General features: G+C 42.9%; 17 protein-coding genes. 10 read left to right on the top strand and 7 right to left on the bottom strand.

All coding sequences use genetic code 11. The features are described from left to right. Positions 1–53 precede the first annotated feature (53 nt). Together serC and OQY15_RS01030 are read left to right on the top strand one after the other, a co-directional pair. The gene (gene serC, locus OQY15_RS01035) at positions 54–1,121 is read left to right on the top strand and encodes a 3-phosphoserine/phosphohydroxythreonine transaminase (protein WP_265786670.1); all 1,068 of its coding nucleotides are present in this window, start codon (positions 54–56) and stop codon (positions 1,119–1,121) included. A 6-nt stretch (positions 1,122–1,127) separates the two neighbouring features. Beyond that, on the top strand, positions 1,128–2,078 hold the full coding sequence (locus OQY15_RS01030) for a D-2-hydroxyacid dehydrogenase (protein WP_265786668.1): 951 nt from the start codon (positions 1,128–1,130) through the stop codon (positions 2,076–2,078). 41 nt (positions 2,079–2,119) lie between these two features. On the opposite strand, the gene OQY15_RS01025 is transcribed toward OQY15_RS01030, so the two are convergent. Further along, complete coding sequence (locus OQY15_RS01025; protein ID WP_265786662.1) at positions 2,120–2,632, bottom strand: hypothetical protein; 513 nt, start codon at positions 2,630–2,632, stop codon at positions 2,120–2,122. Between the two features lie 71 nt (positions 2,633–2,703). Next, complete coding sequence (locus OQY15_RS01020) at positions 2,704–3,483, bottom strand: SAM-dependent chlorinase/fluorinase (protein WP_265786660.1); 780 nt, start codon at positions 3,481–3,483, stop codon at positions 2,704–2,706. A 101-nt stretch (positions 3,484–3,584) separates the two neighbouring features. Between OQY15_RS01020 and OQY15_RS01015 the strand changes: the two genes are divergently transcribed. Genes OQY15_RS01015 through OQY15_RS01000 form a run of 4 tightly spaced genes read left to right on the top strand, consistent with a single transcriptional unit; the run spans position 3,585 to position 6,890 of the window. Beyond that, on the top strand, positions 3,585–4,550 hold the full coding sequence (locus OQY15_RS01015) for a PhoH family protein (RefSeq protein WP_265786658.1): 966 nt from the start codon (positions 3,585–3,587) through the stop codon (positions 4,548–4,550). 52 nt (positions 4,551–4,602) lie between these two features. After that, positions 4,603–5,556, top strand: a complete 954-nt coding sequence (locus OQY15_RS01010) for a phosphoribosylaminoimidazolesuccinocarboxamide synthase (RefSeq protein WP_265786656.1) — start codon at positions 4,603–4,605, stop codon at positions 5,554–5,556. A 33-nt stretch (positions 5,557–5,589) separates the two neighbouring features. After that, positions 5,590–5,979, top strand: coding sequence for an STAS domain-containing protein (locus OQY15_RS01005; protein ID WP_265786654.1), 390 nt, complete (start codon positions 5,590–5,592; stop codon positions 5,977–5,979). Beyond that, positions 5,979–6,890: a ribonuclease Z gene (locus OQY15_RS01000; protein ID WP_265786652.1), complete on the top strand. Its 912-nt coding sequence runs from the start codon at positions 5,979–5,981 to the stop codon at positions 6,888–6,890. Before OQY15_RS01005 ends, OQY15_RS01000 begins: the two co-directional genes overlap by 1 nt. Positions 6,891–7,131: 241 nt before the next feature. On the opposite strand, the gene OQY15_RS00995 is transcribed toward OQY15_RS01000, so the two are convergent. After that, positions 7,132–8,082: an MlaD family protein gene (locus OQY15_RS00995; RefSeq protein ID WP_265786649.1), complete on the bottom strand. Its 951-nt coding sequence runs from the start codon at positions 8,080–8,082 to the stop codon at positions 7,132–7,134. Between the two features lie 15 nt (positions 8,083–8,097). Continuing rightward, on the bottom strand, positions 8,098–8,940 hold the full coding sequence (locus tag OQY15_RS00990) for an N-acetylmuramoyl-L-alanine amidase (protein ID WP_265786647.1): 843 nt from the start codon (positions 8,938–8,940) through the stop codon (positions 8,098–8,100). Positions 8,941–9,251: 311 nt separating this feature from the next. On the opposite strand from OQY15_RS00990, the gene OQY15_RS00985 reads away from it, so the two are divergent. From OQY15_RS00985 to OQY15_RS00975, 3 genes are read left to right on the top strand one after another with little or no spacing between them, the layout of a single operon-like run. Then, positions 9,252–11,891: a putative LPS assembly protein LptD gene (locus OQY15_RS00985; protein WP_265786645.1), complete on the top strand. Its 2,640-nt coding sequence runs from the start codon at positions 9,252–9,254 to the stop codon at positions 11,889–11,891. Between the two features lie 8 nt (positions 11,892–11,899). Continuing rightward, complete coding sequence (locus tag OQY15_RS00980; RefSeq protein WP_265786643.1) at positions 11,900–13,147, top strand: competence/damage-inducible protein A; 1,248 nt, start codon at positions 11,900–11,902, stop codon at positions 13,145–13,147. A 56-nt stretch (positions 13,148–13,203) separates the two neighbouring features. Next, positions 13,204–14,670: a dihydrolipoamide acetyltransferase family protein gene (locus OQY15_RS00975; RefSeq protein ID WP_265786641.1), complete on the top strand. Its 1,467-nt coding sequence runs from the start codon at positions 13,204–13,206 to the stop codon at positions 14,668–14,670. On the opposite strand, the gene OQY15_RS00970 is transcribed toward OQY15_RS00975, so the two are convergent. Next, positions 14,671–15,222, bottom strand: a complete 552-nt coding sequence (locus OQY15_RS00970) for a hypothetical protein (protein ID WP_265786639.1) — start codon at positions 15,220–15,222, stop codon at positions 14,671–14,673. A gap of 199 nt (positions 15,223–15,421) precedes the next feature. Here OQY15_RS00970 and OQY15_RS00965 point away from each other — a divergent pair, with 199 nt between their 5' ends. Next, positions 15,422–16,111 (top strand): molybdopterin-binding protein, encoded by a 690-nt coding sequence (locus OQY15_RS00965; RefSeq protein ID WP_265786637.1) that lies wholly within the window; start codon positions 15,422–15,424, stop codon positions 16,109–16,111. A 21-nt stretch (positions 16,112–16,132) separates the two neighbouring features. Here OQY15_RS00965 and OQY15_RS00960 read toward each other — a convergent pair whose 3' ends face one another. Further along, positions 16,133–16,549 carry a hypothetical protein gene (locus tag OQY15_RS00960; protein ID WP_265786635.1) on the bottom strand — a complete coding sequence of 139 codons (417 nt, stop codon included), beginning with the start codon at positions 16,547–16,549 and terminating at the stop codon, positions 16,133–16,135. A gap of 196 nt (positions 16,550–16,745) precedes the next feature. Next, positions 16,746–19,280, bottom strand: coding sequence for an ATP-binding protein (locus OQY15_RS00955; RefSeq protein ID WP_265786633.1), 2,535 nt, complete (start codon positions 19,278–19,280; stop codon positions 16,746–16,748). Between the last annotated feature and the right edge of the window lie 76 nt (positions 19,281–19,356).

The raw sequence follows: 19,356 nt of genomic DNA, 5'->3' as shown, positions 1-19,356 counted from the left end.
CGTTAATTTCGATAAAACAATTACATTTACAATCAATATAAATAGCATATAAAATGAGACATAATTTTGGAGCAGGTCCCTGCATTCTACCCCAGGAAGTATTTAAACAGGCATCACAAGCCGTTTTAGATTTTAAAGACGGGTTATCGATTCTGGAAATCTCCCACCGTACGCCTGAGTTTGAGGCGGTAGTAGCAGAAGCTGTTAAACTAGTGAAAGAGTTGTTAAATGTACCTGAAGGTTACTCTGTGTTGTTTTTACAGGGTGGTGCAAGTCTGCAGTTTGCAATGGTTCCGATGAACCTGCTGAGCGAAGGACAAACTGCAAGTTACCTGGAGACTGGTGTGTGGGCTAATAAGGCTATTAAAGAAGTAAAACACTTCGGTAAAGCCAACGTAGTAGCAACTTCTAAAGAGGCTAACTTTACTTATATCCCTAAGGATTTTTCTATTCCTGAGGACAGTGCTTATTTCCATTTTACATCCAACAATACGATCTACGGAACAGAATTGCTGACTGTACCTGTAACAAAGGTTCCGGTAGTGTGCGATATGTCTTCTGATATCATGAGCAGGGTGATCGACGTATCTCAGTACGACCTGATTTATGCGGGCGCACAAAAAAATATCGGCCCTGCCGGTGCTACTGTTGTGATCATTAAAGATGAGATCTTAGGTAAAACTACCAACAAGATTCCTTCGATGCTGGATTATAAACAACATATCGATGGCGGATCAATGTACAATACGCCTCCTGTATTCGCTATTTATGTGGCTATGCTAAACCTGAGATGGTTAAAATCTAAAGGTGGGGTAGCTGAGATTGAAAAAGAAAACATCGCGAAAGCAAAAGCTTTATATACTGAAATTGACAGAAACCCATTCTTCAAAGGTACTTGTGCTGTTGAAGACCGTTCCAGAATGAACGTATGTTTCGTAATGGAAAATCCTGAACTGGAAAAACCATTCCTGAAATTTGCTGAAGAAAATGGAATGGAAGGAATTAAAGGACACAGAAGTGTAGGTGGTTTCAGAGCATCGATCTACAATGCGCTGCCAATTACAAGTGTACATGCATTAGTAGAATTAATGCAGGAATTTGCCGAAAAAAACCAAAAATAAAATTTAATGACTAGGATACTTGCAAACGATGGGATAGACCCTATCGGAAAACGATTATTAGAAGAAGCCGGTTTTATTGTTGATACTGAAACTGTTGCACAGGATAAATTGATTGAAGCACTGCAGAACTACGATGGGATCACCGTAAGAAGTGCAACTAAAGTACGTAAGGATGTGATTGACGCTTGCCCGAACCTGAAACTGATTGGCAGGGGTGGCGTAGGTATGGATAATATCGACGTTGAATATGCGCGTGAAAAAGGTATTGCAGTGGTGAACACTCCTGCAGCATCTTCATTATCTGTAGCTGAACTTGTATTTGCTCACTTGTTTACAGGTGTACGCTTTTTACAGGATGCTAACCGTAAGATGCCGGTAGAAGGTGCTACGGCATTTAATAAATTGAAGAAAGATTACGCTAAAGGTATTGAGCTGAAAGGCAAAACTTTAGGTATCATCGGTTTTGGAAGAATCGGAAGGGCTACAGCTTCTGTAGCTTTAGGCTTGGGAATGAATGTCCTGGCTTATGACCTTTTTCCATTTGAAGGTGCAATTACGCTTAAATTTCAGGGCGACTTAACGCTGGATATCCCGGTGAAAACTGTGGGACTTGACGAGGTGATCAGAAACAGTGATTTCCTGACTTTACATACACCATTTGCAGACCGTCCGATCTTAGGCGCAGCTGAATTTGATCAGGTTAAACCTGGAGTGGGTATCGTAAACTGTTCAAGAGGTGGTACAATTGATGAGCAGGCGCTGATCAATGCATTGGATAGCGGTAAGGTTTCTTTCGCAGGACTTGACGTATTTGACAATGAGCCTACACCTTTACAGGCTATTTTATCGCATCCTAAAATTTCATTAACTCCACACATTGGTGCGGCTACAAATGAAGCTCAGGAACGTATTGGTGAAGAATTAGCTTCACTGATCATTGCACATTTCAATAAGTAAGAATTGAGGTTTAGGGACTTAAGCTATTGAGTCCCTAAACTTTATTGTTTCCGCCTTGTGGCGCTGTAGCTGTAGATTCCCCATCCGGCAATGACCACCACGAGGACGATGATCAGATACAGGTTGGTATCTTTTTTCTCTGTTACCTGCTCAGCCTGAGCCTTGAGTTCATCATTCTGCTGCTGCAATTTTTTGATGGTGAGCATGTACGCCTCAATCCGTTTGTTGCTACTGCTGGCATTGTTTTGCACCTGCTGCACTTCCTGGTCTTTATAATTCATCAGGATCTTAAGCTCCCTGAAAATATTGTTGTCGCTCAAAATAATTCCTCTCAGTATCTCATTGGAATTTCGCAAATCGTTTTTGGTCTGCAAGCCAAAGATGCCGGTTCTGGCATTTAGACTGAGGTCGTACTGACCAAATTTGGCACTCCTCTCGGCAAGTAAGCTATTGATTTTTAATCGTTGAAACTGGTAGGCTGAAGTATCCGCTGGCAGGGCCATGGCATTAAGGCCTCCGCTGAAAATAAGGAATAGCAATAAAAATCTGATCATTCTATATGTTTAGGATATCCCTGCAAACTTTATGCCTTATCAAAAGGCTGAGTGTAACAAATGAGGGGAGACTACCCGTGAAACTGTATACGGACGATATCGCTGAGGTGCAGGCCCAGTAAACCACTGGCTTTTCCTTTGTTGATGGCGATCTCCAGATGGTTGCTGATGCCAAAGAGGCACAACTTTTCCCCTTCGGGCACTTCATTGTAGTGCCAGCTAAGCTGGGTAATGGTTTCGCTCTTCCTGAAATAAAGGGTGAAATCTCGGTTACGCTGGATTTTGGTAAATAGCTCTTTAGTGATGTTGGTAATGACGTTGCAGAATGTATCGATATAGATTACGCTTCCCCTAATCATATCTTTCTCGATCACGGGGTTTAACAGTGTCCTTTCTTCAACTCCGTCTGTATGAAGCCCGATATCTTTCAGCTTTCCGCCTTTGGCCAGGTGTATGGCTGCCTTTACAAAAATATCTACGAGAGGGAAGTGCAGATATTTCAGGTCCTGCATAATGTTGAGCTCCACAATCTCGTCGGGCTGCCCCTCAAAAAGCAGGGAAAAAATGCCGTTGTCTGCACCCACAAAATAATGGTCGCGGAATTTGACTCCGACATATTTGGTGTTCTCGCTGAACACAGAATCTATACCTATCAGGTGCACAGTACCTTTAGGAAAATAGTGATAAACGTTCTTTAAAACGAAGGCTGCATACGAGATATTGAACGACGGTACTTCATGGGTGATATCAACGATAGTAGCTGTAGGCAAGATCGTCAGGATACTGCCTTTGAGGGCAGCCTGATAAAAATCTTTGGAACCTAAATCTGTCGTTAAAGTGATAATGGCCATTAAATATTGAATATTTATTCTTATTCTTGCGTATGCGGTAACTCGCCTGCAAATATTCAAATTTAAATCAAAATATACACCCCTATCCAAAAAACAATATTTTGAACGAACACAAACTAACGTTAGACACAGTAGATCCGGCACAATTCTGGGGTTCAAACAATGAGCACTATGAGTTGATCAAACGCGCATTTCCGAAGCTTAAAATTGTTGCCAGGGGCAACGAAGTGAAGGTGCTGGGCGATGAAGAGGAACAAAAATTATTTGATAAGAAGTTCGGCAAGTTAGTTGGTCATCTTGAACAGTATGGTTCGTTGAATACGAATGAGATAGAATCTATTCTGGCTGTAAAACACCTTGCTGAAAGTGATGATGCTGCTGCACCTGCCAAAGTGAATGGCGGAGGTGGTGAGGTGATTGTGTTTGGCAACAATGGTCTGATGATCAAAGCGCGCACAGCCAACCAGCGTCGCATGGTAGACAGCATGGTAAAGAATGATGTCTTGTTTGCCATCGGCCCTGCCGGTACAGGTAAAACTTACACTGCTGTGGCACTCGCTGTCCGTGCACTAAAAAATAAAGAGATCAAAAGGATCATCCTGACGAGACCAGCGGTTGAAGCAGGGGAGAACCTGGGCTTCCTGCCGGGAGATCTCAAAGAAAAGGTGGATCCATACCTGCGCCCCTTATATGACGCGCTGGATGACATGATCCCGGCCGAGAAACTAAAACTATATCTGGAGAACAGGACTATCGAGATCGCTCCACTGGCATTTATGCGTGGAAGGACGCTCGACAATTGTTTCGTGATCCTGGATGAGGCGCAGAACTCAACTGATCTGCAGCTGAAAATGTTCCTGACACGTATGGGGCCTTCGGCTAAATTCATCGTAACAGGGGACGTCACCCAGATCGATTTACCAAAAAAAGGGATGTCGGGCCTCCACAATGCATTACGCATCCTGGATGATATTCCGGGCATCGAGATCATCTACCTGACCGGTGAAGATGTGGTAAGACACAAACTCGTGAAGAGGATTTTGAAAGCCTACGGAGATATCCAGTAGTGCTGATTTGAAGAGTAATTTTTAACAATAATTGATGTGAACCATCAACAACATGAGAGCAATAAAAGAAACCAATTTTAATTTTCCAAAACAGAGCAATTTCTACAAGGGTAAGGTACGTGATGTATATACGATTGATCACCGTCTAATGACGATGGTGGTAACAGACAGGATTTCTGCATTTGATGTGGTACTGCCTGAAGCTATTCCTTTTAAAGGCCAGGTGTTAAACCAGATTGCCGCAAAATTCTTAAAGGCAACAGCCGATATCGTTCCAAACTGGGTGATTGCTGTGCCGGATGAAATGGTAACAATTGGAAGGATCTGTGAGCCTTTTAAAGTGGAAATGGTGATCCGCGGATATCTGGCGGGACATGCCTGGAGAGAATACAGTGCTGGCAAACGCAGTGTTTGCGGCGTAGCGCTACCTGAAGGATTAAAGGAAAACGATCAATTACCGGAGCCGATTATTACGCCAACGACAAAGGCGCATGTGGGTCATGATGAAGATATTTCAAGGGAGGATATTCTTGCCAAGGGTATCGTTTCCATTCAGGACTACGACCGTCTGGAAGAATATACGCAGGCACTCTACAAAAGAGGAACTGAAATGGCTGCAGAACGTGGACTGATCCTGGTAGATACAAAATATGAGTTCGGTAAAGTTGGGGATGAGATTTTCCTGATTGATGAAATCCATACGCCTGATTCTTCACGTTATTTCTATGCTGAAGGTTATGCTGAGCGTCAGGATAACAATGAGCCACAGAAACAACTGTCCAAAGAGTTTGTAAGAAAATGGCTGATAGAAAACGGTTTCCAGGGCAAAGACGGACAAACTGTACCGGAAATGACTCCTGAGATTGTGGATTCTATCTCTGACCGCTATATTGAGCTTTACGAGCAGATTACAGGTGATAAATTCATTAAGAACGAACAGGACAATATCCTGAACAGGGTAGAGCAAAATGTTTTAACGAGTCTTACTGCACTTTTATCAAATTAAATTCTTAATTTGTTTGCATCAAATCGCACTAATATGAAATTTTCAGTCGATAAACACGAAAAGTATGTTGTCCTCAGATTAGATGAAGCCTGTTTAACCACGGAAAATGCACCCAGGTTAAAATCTGAGTTTATCTTATTGAATGCTGAGGGCTACTGTAATATAGTATTGGATCTTTCTGTGGTGTCTTCATGTGATGATTCACAGGATCTGAGCTGTCTGCTGGTAGGAGACAGGTTGTGCAAAAAAGCCAATGGGTTATTTATTGTGACGGGAATTACGAAGTGCATCCGTGCGTTACTGGAGATGTCGTCTATAGATCAGTCGCTGAATATTGTAAATAAACTGGATGAAGCTGAAGATTTGATCTTCATGGAAGAGATTGAGAAGGAATTACTGGGGAGCTTTGATCAGGAGATTTAATGAGATTTGAGGTTACCATTTTAGGGAGTAGTTCCGCTACTCCTGTTTTTAATAGAAATCCAACAGCACAACTTTTAAATTGTAATGAAAAGATCTACCTGATAGATTGCGGCGAAGGTACGCAGCATCAGATGATCCGGTACGGCATGAAGGCCAGCAAAATTGATGCTGCCTTTATCAGCCACCTTCATGGCGACCATTACTTCGGCCTAATCGGCTTGCTTTCTACAATGCACCTGAACGGTCGTATTAAGCCCTTCCAGATCTTTGGACCGGAACCGCTTAAGGAGATCCTGGATCTGCAGTTTAAGTATTCTGACACGATCCTGCGTTACGAGATTGAGTTTATTGTCACTACAGCTGATGTTCCAAAGAAGATCTTTGAAAACCAGGACATGACCGTAGAAACGATTGTGCTGAACCATCGTATTCCTACCACAGGTTTTAAATTCACGGAGAAAAAACGTCAGCGTAAACTGCTTTCTGAAAAACTGGAGGCGGATAACGTACCGGTTGAATATTATCCCTTACTGAAACGGGGATTAAACCTTGAACTGCCAGGGGGGAGGTTGATCCTCAACGAGGACTATACGCGTGATTCTGACGAACCGAAATGTTACTGCTACTGCTCTGATACGCTTGCTGACGGATCATACCTGGAGAGTATTAGAAATTGTACGATGCTTTATCATGAGGCAACCTTTCAGCATGAATTGCTGGACAGGGCCAACCTTACGCATCACACTACTGCCTTACAGGCCGGACAGATTGCGAAAACCGTTGGAGCCACTAAACTGCTGATCGGGCACTTTTCTTCGCGTTACAAAACACTCACGCCTCTTTTAGAAGAAGCCCTTACAGCTTTTGAGCACACTGAGCTTGCTCTTGAGGGAAACACTTACATTATCTAAAAAAAAGCATCATACCTGATGACGACCTAGCGTTCTTTTGCGTAGCAAATTAATGCAGTCGTCAGCAGGTATGATGCTTTTTTTGTGCTAAATCCCCTTTATACACAAATTCTGTAAAAGTTTAATGCATTTGGTGAATCTTATGGGTTCAATCTGGAGGAAATAAAAAGGTATGGCCTCATCTCGACTGCATTAATTTGCTGCGCAAAAGAACGCTAGGTCGGGATGAGGCCATGCCTTTTTATTTGTCTTTGGAACCTCCTCCAAAAACGGAGAAGTGAACGTATCTTTTAGGGTTTTCTTTTAGATCGATGATCAGGTTATCCAGGTTTTTGGAAGCGTTATTCAGGTTATCGTACATTTTAGTGTCGTTAACCAGTAATCCCAATGTTCCTTTACCATCATTTACCTTCGTCACAATACCTTGCAGGTCTGCCACAGCTTTGTTTGCATTGTCGATAGTCTGCTTAAAGTTCGCAGCGGCTACCTGATCGGTAACGGTATTGATATTTGTTAAGATCGCATTGATCTTTTCATTATTGTTTTTCAGGTTTGCAGAGATGGATTCAGCATTAGCTAAAATCGCTGAAATTCTTTTGCCCTCGGTACCAACCAGTCCATCAACCTTTTTAGAAGTACCTTCAAGCGAAGCTAAGGTTGCAGAGATACTGTTAAAGCTTTTATTAACGTTTTTCTGGAAGTCGGGGTTGAGAATGGTATTTACACTGGTAAGGATCGAGTCCATCTTTCCGATGATCAGCTCAGCCTTTTTCTGAACCGGCTCTACAGCTTCCATCAGGCCCTGCGCCACATTAGCATTCAGCGTATCGCCATCAAGTGCAAAATCAGTACCCGTACCCAAAGCCATAACGATAGCCTTGCTACCCAGCAGGTCGGTACCTTCAAGGCGGGCGATACTGTTTTTAGGAATATCATATTTGCCTTTGATCTTCAGCGTAGCTACAATTTCGCCGTTAGGCTGTAAAACCAGCTTATCTACACGGCCAATCTGAAATCCGTTAATCAGTACCGGCTTGGAAACAGCCAGACCATCCACACGGGCGTACCTGGCATATAATACGGTCTCGCTTGAAAAAATGGAATTTCCTTTTAAAAAGTTATATCCGATAATCAATACGGCGATGGAAAAGGCTGCTAATATGCCTACTTTGGTTTCGTTTGCTATTTTCACTTATGCTTGGTTTACTTAATTAACTTCAGTTTCTTTTTTATAGGTCTTCACAGCTTTAAAAATTGCATTCACAATCTCCGATTGTCCGCTGGCAGAATTCATGTATTTCTCTTCAGCAGGATTTGAAATAAACCCTATTTCGGTGAGTACAGAAGGCATGCCACATCTTTGCAGGACTAATATTCCCTGTTCTTTTACGCCTCTGTCCAACCTGTTGTTATCTCTGGTATAATTGTTCTGGATCAGTTTCGCTAATCTAAGGCTTTTGTCTCTGTATACATTCTTAAACAAAGATAATATAATAAATGTTTCGGGGTCTTTGGGATCGTAGCCGTCATAATGCTTTTTATAGTCCTTTTCCAGACTGGCATCGGCATTTTCCCTGATGGCACCATCCTGCTCATGGAGGCGGTGGCTTCCTGCAACAAAGGTTTCTACACCACGCGTCACTTTGTTCTTTACATAGCTGTATTTGGGAACTTTCCTGCCTTTCCGCTTGGTATAACCCGTTACCACTCGTTTATCAGGCATGGAGTTGCAGTGTATAGCGATAAATAAATCAGCCCTGGCGTCGTTTGCCTTTTCGGCTCTCTTATAAAGGGATACATCAATATCCGTTTTACGGGTGTAGAGGATTTTCACTCCTGGCATATCCTCTTCAAACTTACGACCCAGCTTAAGTGCCACCTGAAGGGCAACGTTCTTTTCCAGTGAATAGCTTCCGGCAGCACCAGGTTTATCACCTCCGTGACCTGCATCAATAACAATAGTCTTTACTTTATATCCCTGGGAAAAAACACCTTTTGAGCTAATGAACAATAAAAGTGTGAGCAGGAATACATTTCTTTTTAATACCATTTAAATATTCTGATTTCAATTTGCTGGTATGATACATACAGCATTTTAGCCAGCTTGTTTGCGGACAAAGATAGTATAATTAAATTTTTACTTTCCAATATGTTAAATGTGTTCTGATCTAAAAATATTTCTATCCTACAATCAATTGATTGTCTTATATTTATCTGTCGTTGGCTAAATATATTCAGGCAATTTCTGATTTGCTCCCGGCAATGCTATATTTTTCATTAATTTTGAGCGTTTTGGGATAAACACTGCTACAATTGTTACATTCATTTACGAATTTGAGATTCTTACAGACTGTTATTTTATTGAGTTCATTCGTAATGATGGCTTTGGCCAGTCCATCTGCGTTTGCATCCTCAGCTTTTTCTACAATGCAAGTGATGCAGCAACAGGATACTACAAAAAAAACTGTGCAGCTTTCAGCAGATACCTCAAAAAAAGGAAAAACCGAGATAGACAAAATTGAATATTCTGCAGTTGACTCCACGAAATTCAGTAAGGATAAAAGTATAATTTATCTGTATGGGAAGGCCCGGGTAATCTACCAGTCTTTTGAGCTGGATGCCGACTATATCACGTACGACTCCAAAACCAATACCGTATTTGCCAGCGGACGTAAAGATCCTAAAAGCAATAAATACCTGGGCAAGCCCATCTTTAAGATGGAGCAGCAGGGCTCCTCAGTAGCAGATTCACTCTTCTACAATACAAAATCTGGAAAGGGAAGGGTGTTTAACACTTTTACCGAGCAGGAAGGTGGTTTCTTTTCAGGAGGACAAAGTAAGCGTCAGCCGGATAATGAGATCAATGTGAAGGGCATGACATACAGTACCTGTGATCTGCCACATCCACACTACGGATTATTTATCACCAAAGGGATCGTGACCGACAAACAGATTATCACAGGTCCTGTATATCTCAAAATTGAAGATATTCCTCTGCCATTAGGGCTTCCTTTTGCGTTTTTCCCTAAACCCAACAAGAAAAACAGCGGGGTGATTCTGCCGAGTTTCGGTGATGATGCTACCCGTGGATTTAACTTTCAGAATTTTGGATATTACATGATTTTGAATGATTACTGGGATGCCAAGTTCCTCGGAACATTATATACCAGGGGATCTTACAGTGCTGCAGTGACATCGAGTTATAAGAAGAGATATAAGTATACAGGTAATCTTAAGCTGGAATATGCAAGCAACCGTTATGGAGTAGAGGGAACACCAGAATATGAACCGCGAAAAGATTACAGTATTCAGTGGGTACATACGCAGGATGCCAATGCTAAACCGGGAACTACTTTTAGTGGGAATGTAAACATCAAGACCAGTCAGTATAATCTAAATACTGCTGGAGGAAACTCATATAACTATAATGCAATTGCAGAAAACATCCTGTCATCCGGTATCAGCTATTCCAAAAACTTCTCCAACGGGATTAACTATTCCATCGCAGCAACTCATAGCCAGAATACACAGTCCGCAGATGTAAACATTGTACTCCCTCAGTTTAGTATGAACGTTCCGACTTTTAGTCCTTTTGATTCTAAGGACAGGGTGGGTGATCAGAAATGGTATCAGAAGTTATCTGTTGGTTATAGCGTTACTGCAAGCAACTCTATCTCCACCAAAGACAGCCTACTATTCAGAAGAGAAACCCTGGATAAACTGAGCAACGGTATCCAGCATACAGTGCCGGTATCCATCAATTTCACGGCCCTGAAATATTTTAACTTCACAGCTGGCGCGAGTTACCTCGAAAAATGGCAGTTCCAGACCACAAGGCAGACAGCGATCAAAGGGATTGTTCAAAATGGTATTTTGCAACAATATAGCACGGTACTGGATACTGTGAATGGCTTTAACCGTTCCGGAGAATACACTATCAACACATCTGTTAATACAAAGATTTACAATACTGCACAATTTAAAAACCTGGGGAAACTGAAGGCATTACGCTGGGTGATGACACCTAATGTGGGTGTGAACTACCGTCCGGATTTCTCTGCTCCATCATTCGGTAATTACAAAGATCTGTACTATCAGGATGGAACACCAGTATATGACCCTGTATACAACAGGACCAAGCGTTATTCAATCCACCAGGGAACTACTCTTGGCGGACCAGCTGAGGGTGAAAGCGGAAGTATCAGCTTTGGTATCGACAACACGGTAGAAGCAAAGGTGTTGTCTGCAAAAGATACCACAGGCACGGGTATGAAAAAAATCCCGATTATACAGGGTCTGAGTATCAACGGTTCCTACAACTTCCTGGCGCCTGCTTATAAATTGTCTGATTTGAACTTTAGTGGTCGTTCACAATTCACCGATAAGTTAGGTTTTACCTATGATGGTGTGTTCAGTCCGTACGCTACCAGGGATTCAATTATCAGCACTACTGCAAAGGTCCGTAACAGGATAGATAAATATACCATTCCGGTGTTAACGAGATTTGGTTTCTCATTTGGGTACAGTTTGAATGCTGAGGCCTTTAAAGCCCGCAACCAGGCAATTGACAATGCGACCAACCAGGCTCAGAAAACTGGTATGACACCTGAACAGGCTGCGCAGCTGCAGGAGGTAAGTAGTGATCCCAATGCTTTTGTGGATTTTAAAATTCCATGGAACTTTACATTTTCTTACCGCTTTGACTATAGTAAAGAACGTACGGCATTTAATTCTACGACTACCAATACGCTCAATTTTAACGGAGACTTTAACGTGACCCCAAAGTGGAAGGTGCAGTTTACTTCAGGATACGATTTCAAAACCAATGGTCTTTCGCCTACTTCGTTCTCGATCTACAGGGATATGCACTGCTGGGATATGAGTATACACTGGATTCCGATCGGAACATACAGAAGTTATAACCTGACCATCAAGGTTAAGGCATCAATCTTGCAGGATTTAAAACTGAGCAAGCAACAGGCTTATTATACACGTTTTTAAAGAAATTTATGTTAGCTGAGATCATTACCATAGGCGACGAAATATTGATCGGCCAGATTGTAGATACCAATTCTGCCTGGATGGCCAAAGAGTTAAACGCAATCGGCATCAGGGTAAAACAAATCAGCTCTGTCTCAGATGATGCTGAACATATTATAGAAGCGCTTACGCTGGCGCAAAAAAGGGCAAAGGTGATCATCATCACCGGCGGCCTTGGTCCCACAAAGGATGACATCACAAAAATTACCCTGGCGAAGTTCTTCAACATGGGAATGAGACGTGATGCAGGCGTACTCGAAGATGTAGAGGCGATCTTTAAACGCAATAACCGCCCGATGATTGATCTGAATATCAGACAGGCAGATGTACCTGACGGTTGCACGGTGATCAGGAATAAAAATGGTACAGCACCTGGAATGTGGTTTGAGCAGGGGGAGCATATTATTGTCTCTATGCCAGGAGTTCCTTTTGAAATGATGTACATGATGGGGGATGAAGTACTCCCTAAACTGACGCGTTCATTTTCATTACCTTATATTTATCACAAAACTATTCTGACCGCTAATCTCGGAGAATCTTTCCTCGCGCAGCAGATTGCGGATATCGAAGACAGCTTACCCCCGGCGATCAAACTGGCTTACCTGCCAAAGCTGGGTCAGGTGAGGTTAAGACTCAGTACCAGCGGTCCTGATGAGCAGCAACTGAAGGATGACGTTGAAGTTTATGCACGGCGTATCGTGGAGCGACTGAAGCCTTACGTAGTTGCTGAAGATGATATTGCATTGGAGCAGGCCATTCTGAATATCATGAAAGAAAAGGGTCTGACACTCTCCACTGCGGAAAGCTGCACAGGTGGTTATATTTCACATTTGATTACCAAACATCCGGGATGTTCTGCCGTATTTGCCGGCGGGGCGGTCACATATTCCTATGAGCTGAAGGAATCTTTGCTGGGAGTTTTGCCTGAAACGCTGTACTCTTATGGTGCGGTGAGTGAGCAAACGGTGACAGAGATGGCCAAAGGTGCTATTTTACGATTTAATACGGATTACAGTGTGGCGGTAAGTGGCATAGCCGGACCTGATGGTGGTAAAGAGGATAAACCTGTTGGAACCGTCTGGATAGCAGTTGCTAACCGTGGCAGAGTGGTTGCAAGGGTCTTTAACTTTGGTAATAAAAGAATCCAGAATATTGAACGTTCTGCAAGCTCTGCCTTGTCGATGGTTCTGAATTTACTCAAAGAAGATGTAATTTAGGTCTAAATAGCTTACTTTTGTAGGCAATAGGAAATTCCAAATTTACTGTAAACTAAATGGCACAATACGAATTATTATTACCTAAAATGGGCGAAAGTGTTGCGGAAGCAACTGTCATCAAGTGGTTAAAGCAACCTGGTGACATGATCATTTTAGATGATACATTGTTAGAAATAGCTACAGATAAGGTGGATTCAGAAGTTCCCTCGCCTGTATCAGGGAAATTGATCAGTCAACTTTTTAAGGAAGACGAGGTCGTTTCGGTAGGGGCGGTTATTGCAGTTATTGAAACCGAAGATGAAGGTGTTCAACCTGCCGCTACGGAGAGTGAGCCAGCACCGGCAGAAGCCTATAAGCCTACGGTAACCTTTGCAGATACACAGAATCAGGTAACTCAGGAAGCTTCGGCAACGGAAATAGCTGCAGAGGTAGCGCCGGCCGCAGAAATCCCTGGTCTGAATCAGCTTCAGGAAACAGCTCCTATCACCTCAGAATCAAAACCGTATACAGCTTCGGATCGTTTCTATTCGCCATTGGTGAAAAATATAGCCAGCCAGGAACATATCAGTACTGCTGAACTCGATCAGATCAGCGGCACTGGTGCAGAAGGAAGGTTAACCAAAGATGATTTACTGAATTACATACAGGAGCGTGGAACTGCAAAAACAGTTAACGCAACGGTAACTGCTCCGCCACCTCCAAATTATTCTGCTGGTGCTCAAAAATTGAGTTCGGCACAGCAGCCAGAAACTGCAAACGGAACGCAGGCTTCTGCTCCAAAATCAAGTCCTGTGGCGACAACAAGTATGAGCGGCAGTGATGAGATTATTGAGATGGACCGTATGGGCAAACTCATCTCTGACCATATGGTGATGAGCAAGCAGACTTCTGCCCACGTGACTTCATTTGTAGAAGCCGACGTGACCAATATGGTCATGTGGAGAGAGCGTGTTAAAAAGAATTTTGAAAGCAGAGAGAATGAAAAAATAACCTTTACACCGATATTTATTGAAGCGGTTTCAAAGGCGATTAAAGATTTTCCAATGATTAATGTCTCCGTTCAGGGAAACACCATCATTAAGAAAAAAGATATCAATATTGGTATGGCGGCGGCTTTACCGAGTGGAAATCTTATTGTGCCGGTAATCAAAAATGCCGACCAGCTGAATCTGCTTGGCCTGACCAAAGCGGTAAATGACCTCGCTGTTCGTGCCAGAGGTTCCAAACTGAAGCCCGATGAAACGCAGGGTGGTACTTTTACCCTCACCAACGTCGGTTCTTTTGGCAATGTAATGGGTACGCCAATCATCAATCAACCACAGGTGGCAATACTTGCTGTGGGGACCATTAAAAAGAAGCCTGCAGTATTGGAAACTGAAACCGGGGATGTGATCGCCATCCGTCATATGATGTTCCTGTCGCTTTCCTATGATCACAGGGTAGTGAATGGTGCGCTTGGTGGCACATTTGTAAGAAAAGTAGCTGATTACCTTGAAAACTGGGACGTCAACCGCGAGATCTGATTAAATAGCATAAGTCCGCAAGCCGGTCTTCATCACGTTTACTGCCTGCTCATGAAGAAAGGAATCACCTTTTGTCATGGCCGCCAGTAAACGTTTTTTTTTACGCAAATATTTTTGTGCGTGTTTGCTGTCGTATTTGATGATCCATTCTGCATTATAAATTAAATCAGCGTACTTGACCGTTTGGGCCACAGGGCTGATGGTAAGCAATCGTAAAGACTCCACCTTCTTTCGCAGTTTCTTCTTCATCTTCGGATAGGCAGCTTTGGTAAATACATCAGTCAGTTCTACCACACAGGTACTGATCAGGCTGGCTGAAAACTGGCTATAGCCAAAGCTTAATAATGCGGCGATTAATTCTCTGGCCGTAGTTTCGGTATCTTCCAGGAGATCGTGACACAAGCCAATTTCATAGCCATGTTCAGTGGATTGCTTTGCCATGCTGGCTACGGCGTTGAGATGATTCATGTAAGGTTCCAAAGTACGTTTGATAAATTGTCCCCTGAACTTATCTGCTACCCAGTTTTGTAATTGATCTTCCGACGTAATCATACTTTTGAGTTTTGAGATAAGAAATGAGTCTTTGTAGCATTTAATTGAACAATTCTAACAAATCATGCTCCAAATAATTTACAACTCTTAAAAACTTTTGTTGAACGACTGATCCTGCCCTTTGGACGATTGGGAAAATTTAATTGATCGCCGGGATTTAAATTTATGTCAGTAGAAGATTAACCAATCTCGATACGTCATGATTTCAATCAAAGAAGCAAAATTAATCATACTGGAGCATTCAAGGAAAGTTCCGTTTGAACCCATTCCGCTAGCGATGGCATTAGGATCTACGCTCGCCACAGATGTTTATCAGCATCAGCACCTGACATGTTATACCCGGGGATCGGAGCTTACAGATGATTCTATCGGATTTCTGGCAGCCCTGGGCCTGACTGAGGTGCCGGTTTTCAGGCAGCCTACAGTGGGAATCATTGTAGCGGCGAAAGATCTGCGTCCGCAGGGAAAGGCCGAAGTTTTTGGTAGGGTACTTGAATCAAACTCCTATGCACTTACTGCTGCGCTGAAACAAAACAATATTACGAGAATAAACTTTTACAATGCGCAGGATACCGTAGAAGGAATGACGACAGTCTTGCAGGAAGCCCTGCGCGCCAACGATGTTCTGATATTGACCTGCGGGATGAGCGTTGGCTGTTATGATTTTGTGATCAGAGCGGCAGAGCATGCCGGCATCAGACAGATTTTTAATAAAGTACGGCAGAAACCAGGCAGGCCATTATATTTTGGTGAGACCGACAAGCAGGTTGTATTTGGCCTGCCCGGTAACTACTCAACAGTTTTGGATAACTTTTATGCATACGTGTTGCCCGCCATCAAAAAGCTAAGCAATTTCAAAGCTCTTGTAAAGAAAAACAGACAGTTTTAATATTCACAGGACAGGCTAATTTTAGTTATTCCTGATATCTGTCTGCTCAGATTCGTCATTCACATAGGCGACGATGGTTTCAGGTAAATAGGGCTGGCTGATTTTTATAAAGCCCTTTTCTGCAGGAACGCTGTACTTTTTGTCGAAAGTTCCTGCCAGTGATATATCGCGGACCACATAGGTTTGTTCCATACTGTTACTGTCAAGATATTTGAATGCAAAACAGGTATAGATATTTTTCAAGCCGCTGCATTTTGATTGAATGCGGTAATGGATACTGTCGCCGGGATTGGTACAATAGCTTACATAAATTTTCCCTCCGTTCATTTCTGTCACCAGAACAGGTGCTGTCCACTTTTTCTGAGCTTGTGAGGACAGACATAATGTGAATATAAATATAGGCACGAAGAGGAGAGTGGACACAATTTTATTTACCATGATACGATTTTTTTAATCATGATAAAATTACGCTGAGCGGGGAGCGCAGGCAATCCCCGATAGTGGTGAAAGCTATTTAAAATAAAAAAAGGGAGCATCACATGGATACTCCCCTTAGTTTTTCATAGATAGGTACCCAGCATATACAGGAAACGTGCCAATATTTGACAAAGAGATTTTATTTCTTGTTTTTACACTAATAGGTGTGAGACAGAGGCAGACTGAAATGGAAAACAGCACCCTGGTTGAGCTCACTATCTACCCAGATCTTACCATTGTGCCGATGGATAATCTCGGCGCAGAGGTATAAACCAATACCAAAACCTGATATGTTTTGAGCGCTGGCACTATTCACCCTATAAAACCTGTCGAACAGTCTGGCAGCGTCTCCGGCACTGATACCCATACCTTCGTCCTTCACACTTACCTGTACCCATCCATCCACTTCCTTGCTGGTGATTTCTATCGTCTTACCCTGAGGAGAGTATTTTACAGCGTTTGTCAGGAAATTATTAAGTACCTGACCAATCTTTTCCTGGTCTGCGTGAATCGTGATTTCTTCACCCGGAAAGAATTTAAATTCATGATCGCTGCTGATGAGATCTATTTCCTCGATGGTTTCTTTCAGCAACTGGTTCAATTTGAAATCCTGCTTCTGCAGCAGTATTTTTCCGGATTCCAGCCGCGATACATTCAGAAAACCGTTGATCATGGCAGTCATTTTAGTAATTTGTATATTTCCTTTGCTGATGGCCGTGGTGGTGAAACCGTCTTCATTGTTTCTGTTCTTTACACCCAACAGTTGCATGTATCCTTTTAAGGACGTCAGTGGTGTTTTTAGTTCATGGCTCACCATTGCAATAAAATCATTCTTCCGGATCTCGTCCTGCTTCTGCTCAGTAATTTCAAGGATGACTCCTGAGAAGTGGAACAATTCTCCCTCATGATCCTGATCAAGTTTTCCGATAGCCCGCAACCAGCGGCTTTTCTGATCGTTTAAACCTGTGACTTTAAATTCTACATTGAGGGGGTCTCCCTTATGGACAGTTTTGTCAACGGCCTCAATTACGGCATCTTTGCTTTCGTCATCAATCCTATCCAATATCGCGGCGTAGTTCATCGGCTGATCGGCCTTATATCCGAATAGCTGTTTCATAGTAGCTGAAGGATTAAATTCAGCTTTTTTCAGATCGATAAACCAGGTGCCAATTTGTGCAGACTCAACTGAAAAACGCAGCATTTCTTCTGCACGCTGTAGTTCCTGCCTGCTTCTGATTTGTTCTGTTACTTCAGTAGCTACCTGCAGAATGCCCGTGATAATTCCGTTTTCGAGTAATGGCGTATAGGTGACGTTAAAGAACCCTGTGAGCTCTTTCCCTTCACGCCGGATTTTAACCGGTACTTCAAAGCCATAATAAGGTTTGCCTGTGTGATATACTTCGTAAATGGTGTCAAAAATAGGTTGTCCTGCAATCTCAGGCATGCCGCTCAGTAATGGCATTCCAATAATATCCTTATCACGGTCAATCAGCTGAAGCATATTGGCGTTCACCACATCAAATATAAGAGCATCTCCCCGTAAGACCAGCATGGCAACGGGCGACTGCTCAATCATATTTCTGAAGCGCTGTTCGCTGAGTTCCATTTCAAGGGAGATCAGCTGCAGGTTCTGATAGGTTTCTGTAAGTTCTTCGTTAGTGGTCACCATCTCCTCATTTGCCGCTGCCAGTTCCTCAACGGTTGCGTGGAGCTCTTCATTGAGTGTCTGAAGTTCCTCTTCACTCTCTTCCAGCAGTTTGCGCGCAATGACGCGGTCAGTGATGTCTGCTACGGTGGCCATGACTGAGTCGACCTCATTTGCAGCATTGAAAAGAGGAGCATACTGGAAAGCTACATAGATATTTCTGTGTCCTGCAGCAGAGGCAATGGCAACTTCAATTTCAGGCATTGAGATTGTTTTTCCGGTATCAAAAATCTCTGTAAGCATTTCCGGAAAGGGCTGATCCAGTAATTCGGGAAAAACGTCCAGAATACCTTTTCCCAGCACCTGTTCTTCCGTACGGTTCCATATCTCAAACATCCGGGCATTCGCAATCTCCACGATAAAGTCGCGACCTTTCATGATCGTCATTCCAATAGGTGCAGACATGACCATATCACGCAGGCGCTGTTCATTAAAAGAAGATAGGGCAGCCAGGTGCTGTTGCTTTTCCATTTCTTCGATCGCAGATAAACGCAGTTCCATCTCGTCTATAACGATACTGGCCAGATTGGCGAGAATTGCGCGGTCCTGTGTACTGAATGTCCTCGGCTTTTTATCAACGACACATAACGTACCGATGAGCATTCCATCAGGTGTAGTGATAGGTGCACCGGCATAAAACTGGAGTCCAAATTCTCCGGCAACCAAAGGATTTGCCAGCAGACATGGTTCGATCCTGGCATCTTCAAATACGGTAACTTCGGGATCAAGCACAGCCAGTGAACAGAGACTGATTCCTCGTGGCGTGGTTCTTACTTTACCCATCCCCACATTGGCTTTAAAAAACACTTCTTCAGTATCAACCATTGAAACGAGTGCAATAGGTACAGCAAAGATCTTCGCGGCAAGCTTTGCTACGTGGTCAAACGCATTCTCAGCGGGACTTCCAAGAATCTTATATCGTTTTAGTGCGGCTATTCTTTCATGTTCATTCTCTGGAATGATATTCTTTCCAAAAGTATTGTCCATATTTCTAATTTAATACTGGGTGTGTGATCGCAATTAGGTACTAATATAAACCCATAATTATTAAATCTATAGGTGT

The organism is Pedobacter sp. MC2016-15, assembly GCF_026239695.1.
Classification (GTDB): Bacteria; Bacteroidota; Bacteroidia; order Sphingobacteriales; family Sphingobacteriaceae; genus Pedobacter.
Note: the sequence above shows the minus strand (reverse complement) of the source record. Positions and strands in the feature narration are given on the sequence as shown.

Excerpts from the sequence above, each read along its gene's own strand:
- serC (WP_265786670.1), top strand. The coding sequence starts at position 54 with ATGAGACATAATTTTGGAGCAGGTCCCTGCATTCTACCCCAGGAAGTA.
- OQY15_RS01030 (WP_265786668.1), top strand. The coding sequence starts at position 1,128 with ATGACTAGGATACTTGCAAACGATGGGATAGACCCTATCGGAAAACGA.
- OQY15_RS01025 (WP_265786662.1), bottom strand. The coding sequence starts at position 2,632 with ATGATCAGATTTTTATTGCTATTCCTTATTTTCAGCGGAGGCCTTAAT.
- OQY15_RS01020 (WP_265786660.1), bottom strand. The coding sequence starts at position 3,483 with ATGGCCATTATCACTTTAACGACAGATTTAGGTTCCAAAGATTTTTAT.
- OQY15_RS01010 (WP_265786656.1), top strand. The coding sequence starts at position 4,603 with ATGAGAGCAATAAAAGAAACCAATTTTAATTTTCCAAAACAGAGCAAT.
- OQY15_RS01005 (WP_265786654.1), top strand. The coding sequence starts at position 5,590 with ATGAAATTTTCAGTCGATAAACACGAAAAGTATGTTGTCCTCAGATTA.
- OQY15_RS01000 (WP_265786652.1), top strand. The coding sequence starts at position 5,979 with ATGAGATTTGAGGTTACCATTTTAGGGAGTAGTTCCGCTACTCCTGTT.
- OQY15_RS00990 (WP_265786647.1), bottom strand. The coding sequence starts at position 8,940 with ATGGTATTAAAAAGAAATGTATTCCTGCTCACACTTTTATTGTTCATT.
- OQY15_RS00980 (WP_265786643.1), top strand. The coding sequence starts at position 11,900 with ATGTTAGCTGAGATCATTACCATAGGCGACGAAATATTGATCGGCCAG.
- OQY15_RS00975 (WP_265786641.1), top strand. The coding sequence starts at position 13,204 with ATGGCACAATACGAATTATTATTACCTAAAATGGGCGAAAGTGTTGCG.
- OQY15_RS00970 (WP_265786639.1), bottom strand. The coding sequence starts at position 15,222 with ATGATTACGTCGGAAGATCAATTACAAAACTGGGTAGCAGATAAGTTC.
- OQY15_RS00965 (WP_265786637.1), top strand. The coding sequence starts at position 15,422 with ATGATTTCAATCAAAGAAGCAAAATTAATCATACTGGAGCATTCAAGG.
- OQY15_RS00960 (WP_265786635.1), bottom strand. The coding sequence starts at position 16,549 with ATGGTAAATAAAATTGTGTCCACTCTCCTCTTCGTGCCTATATTTATA.
- OQY15_RS00955 (WP_265786633.1), bottom strand. The coding sequence starts at position 19,280 with ATGGACAATACTTTTGGAAAGAATATCATTCCAGAGAATGAACATGAA.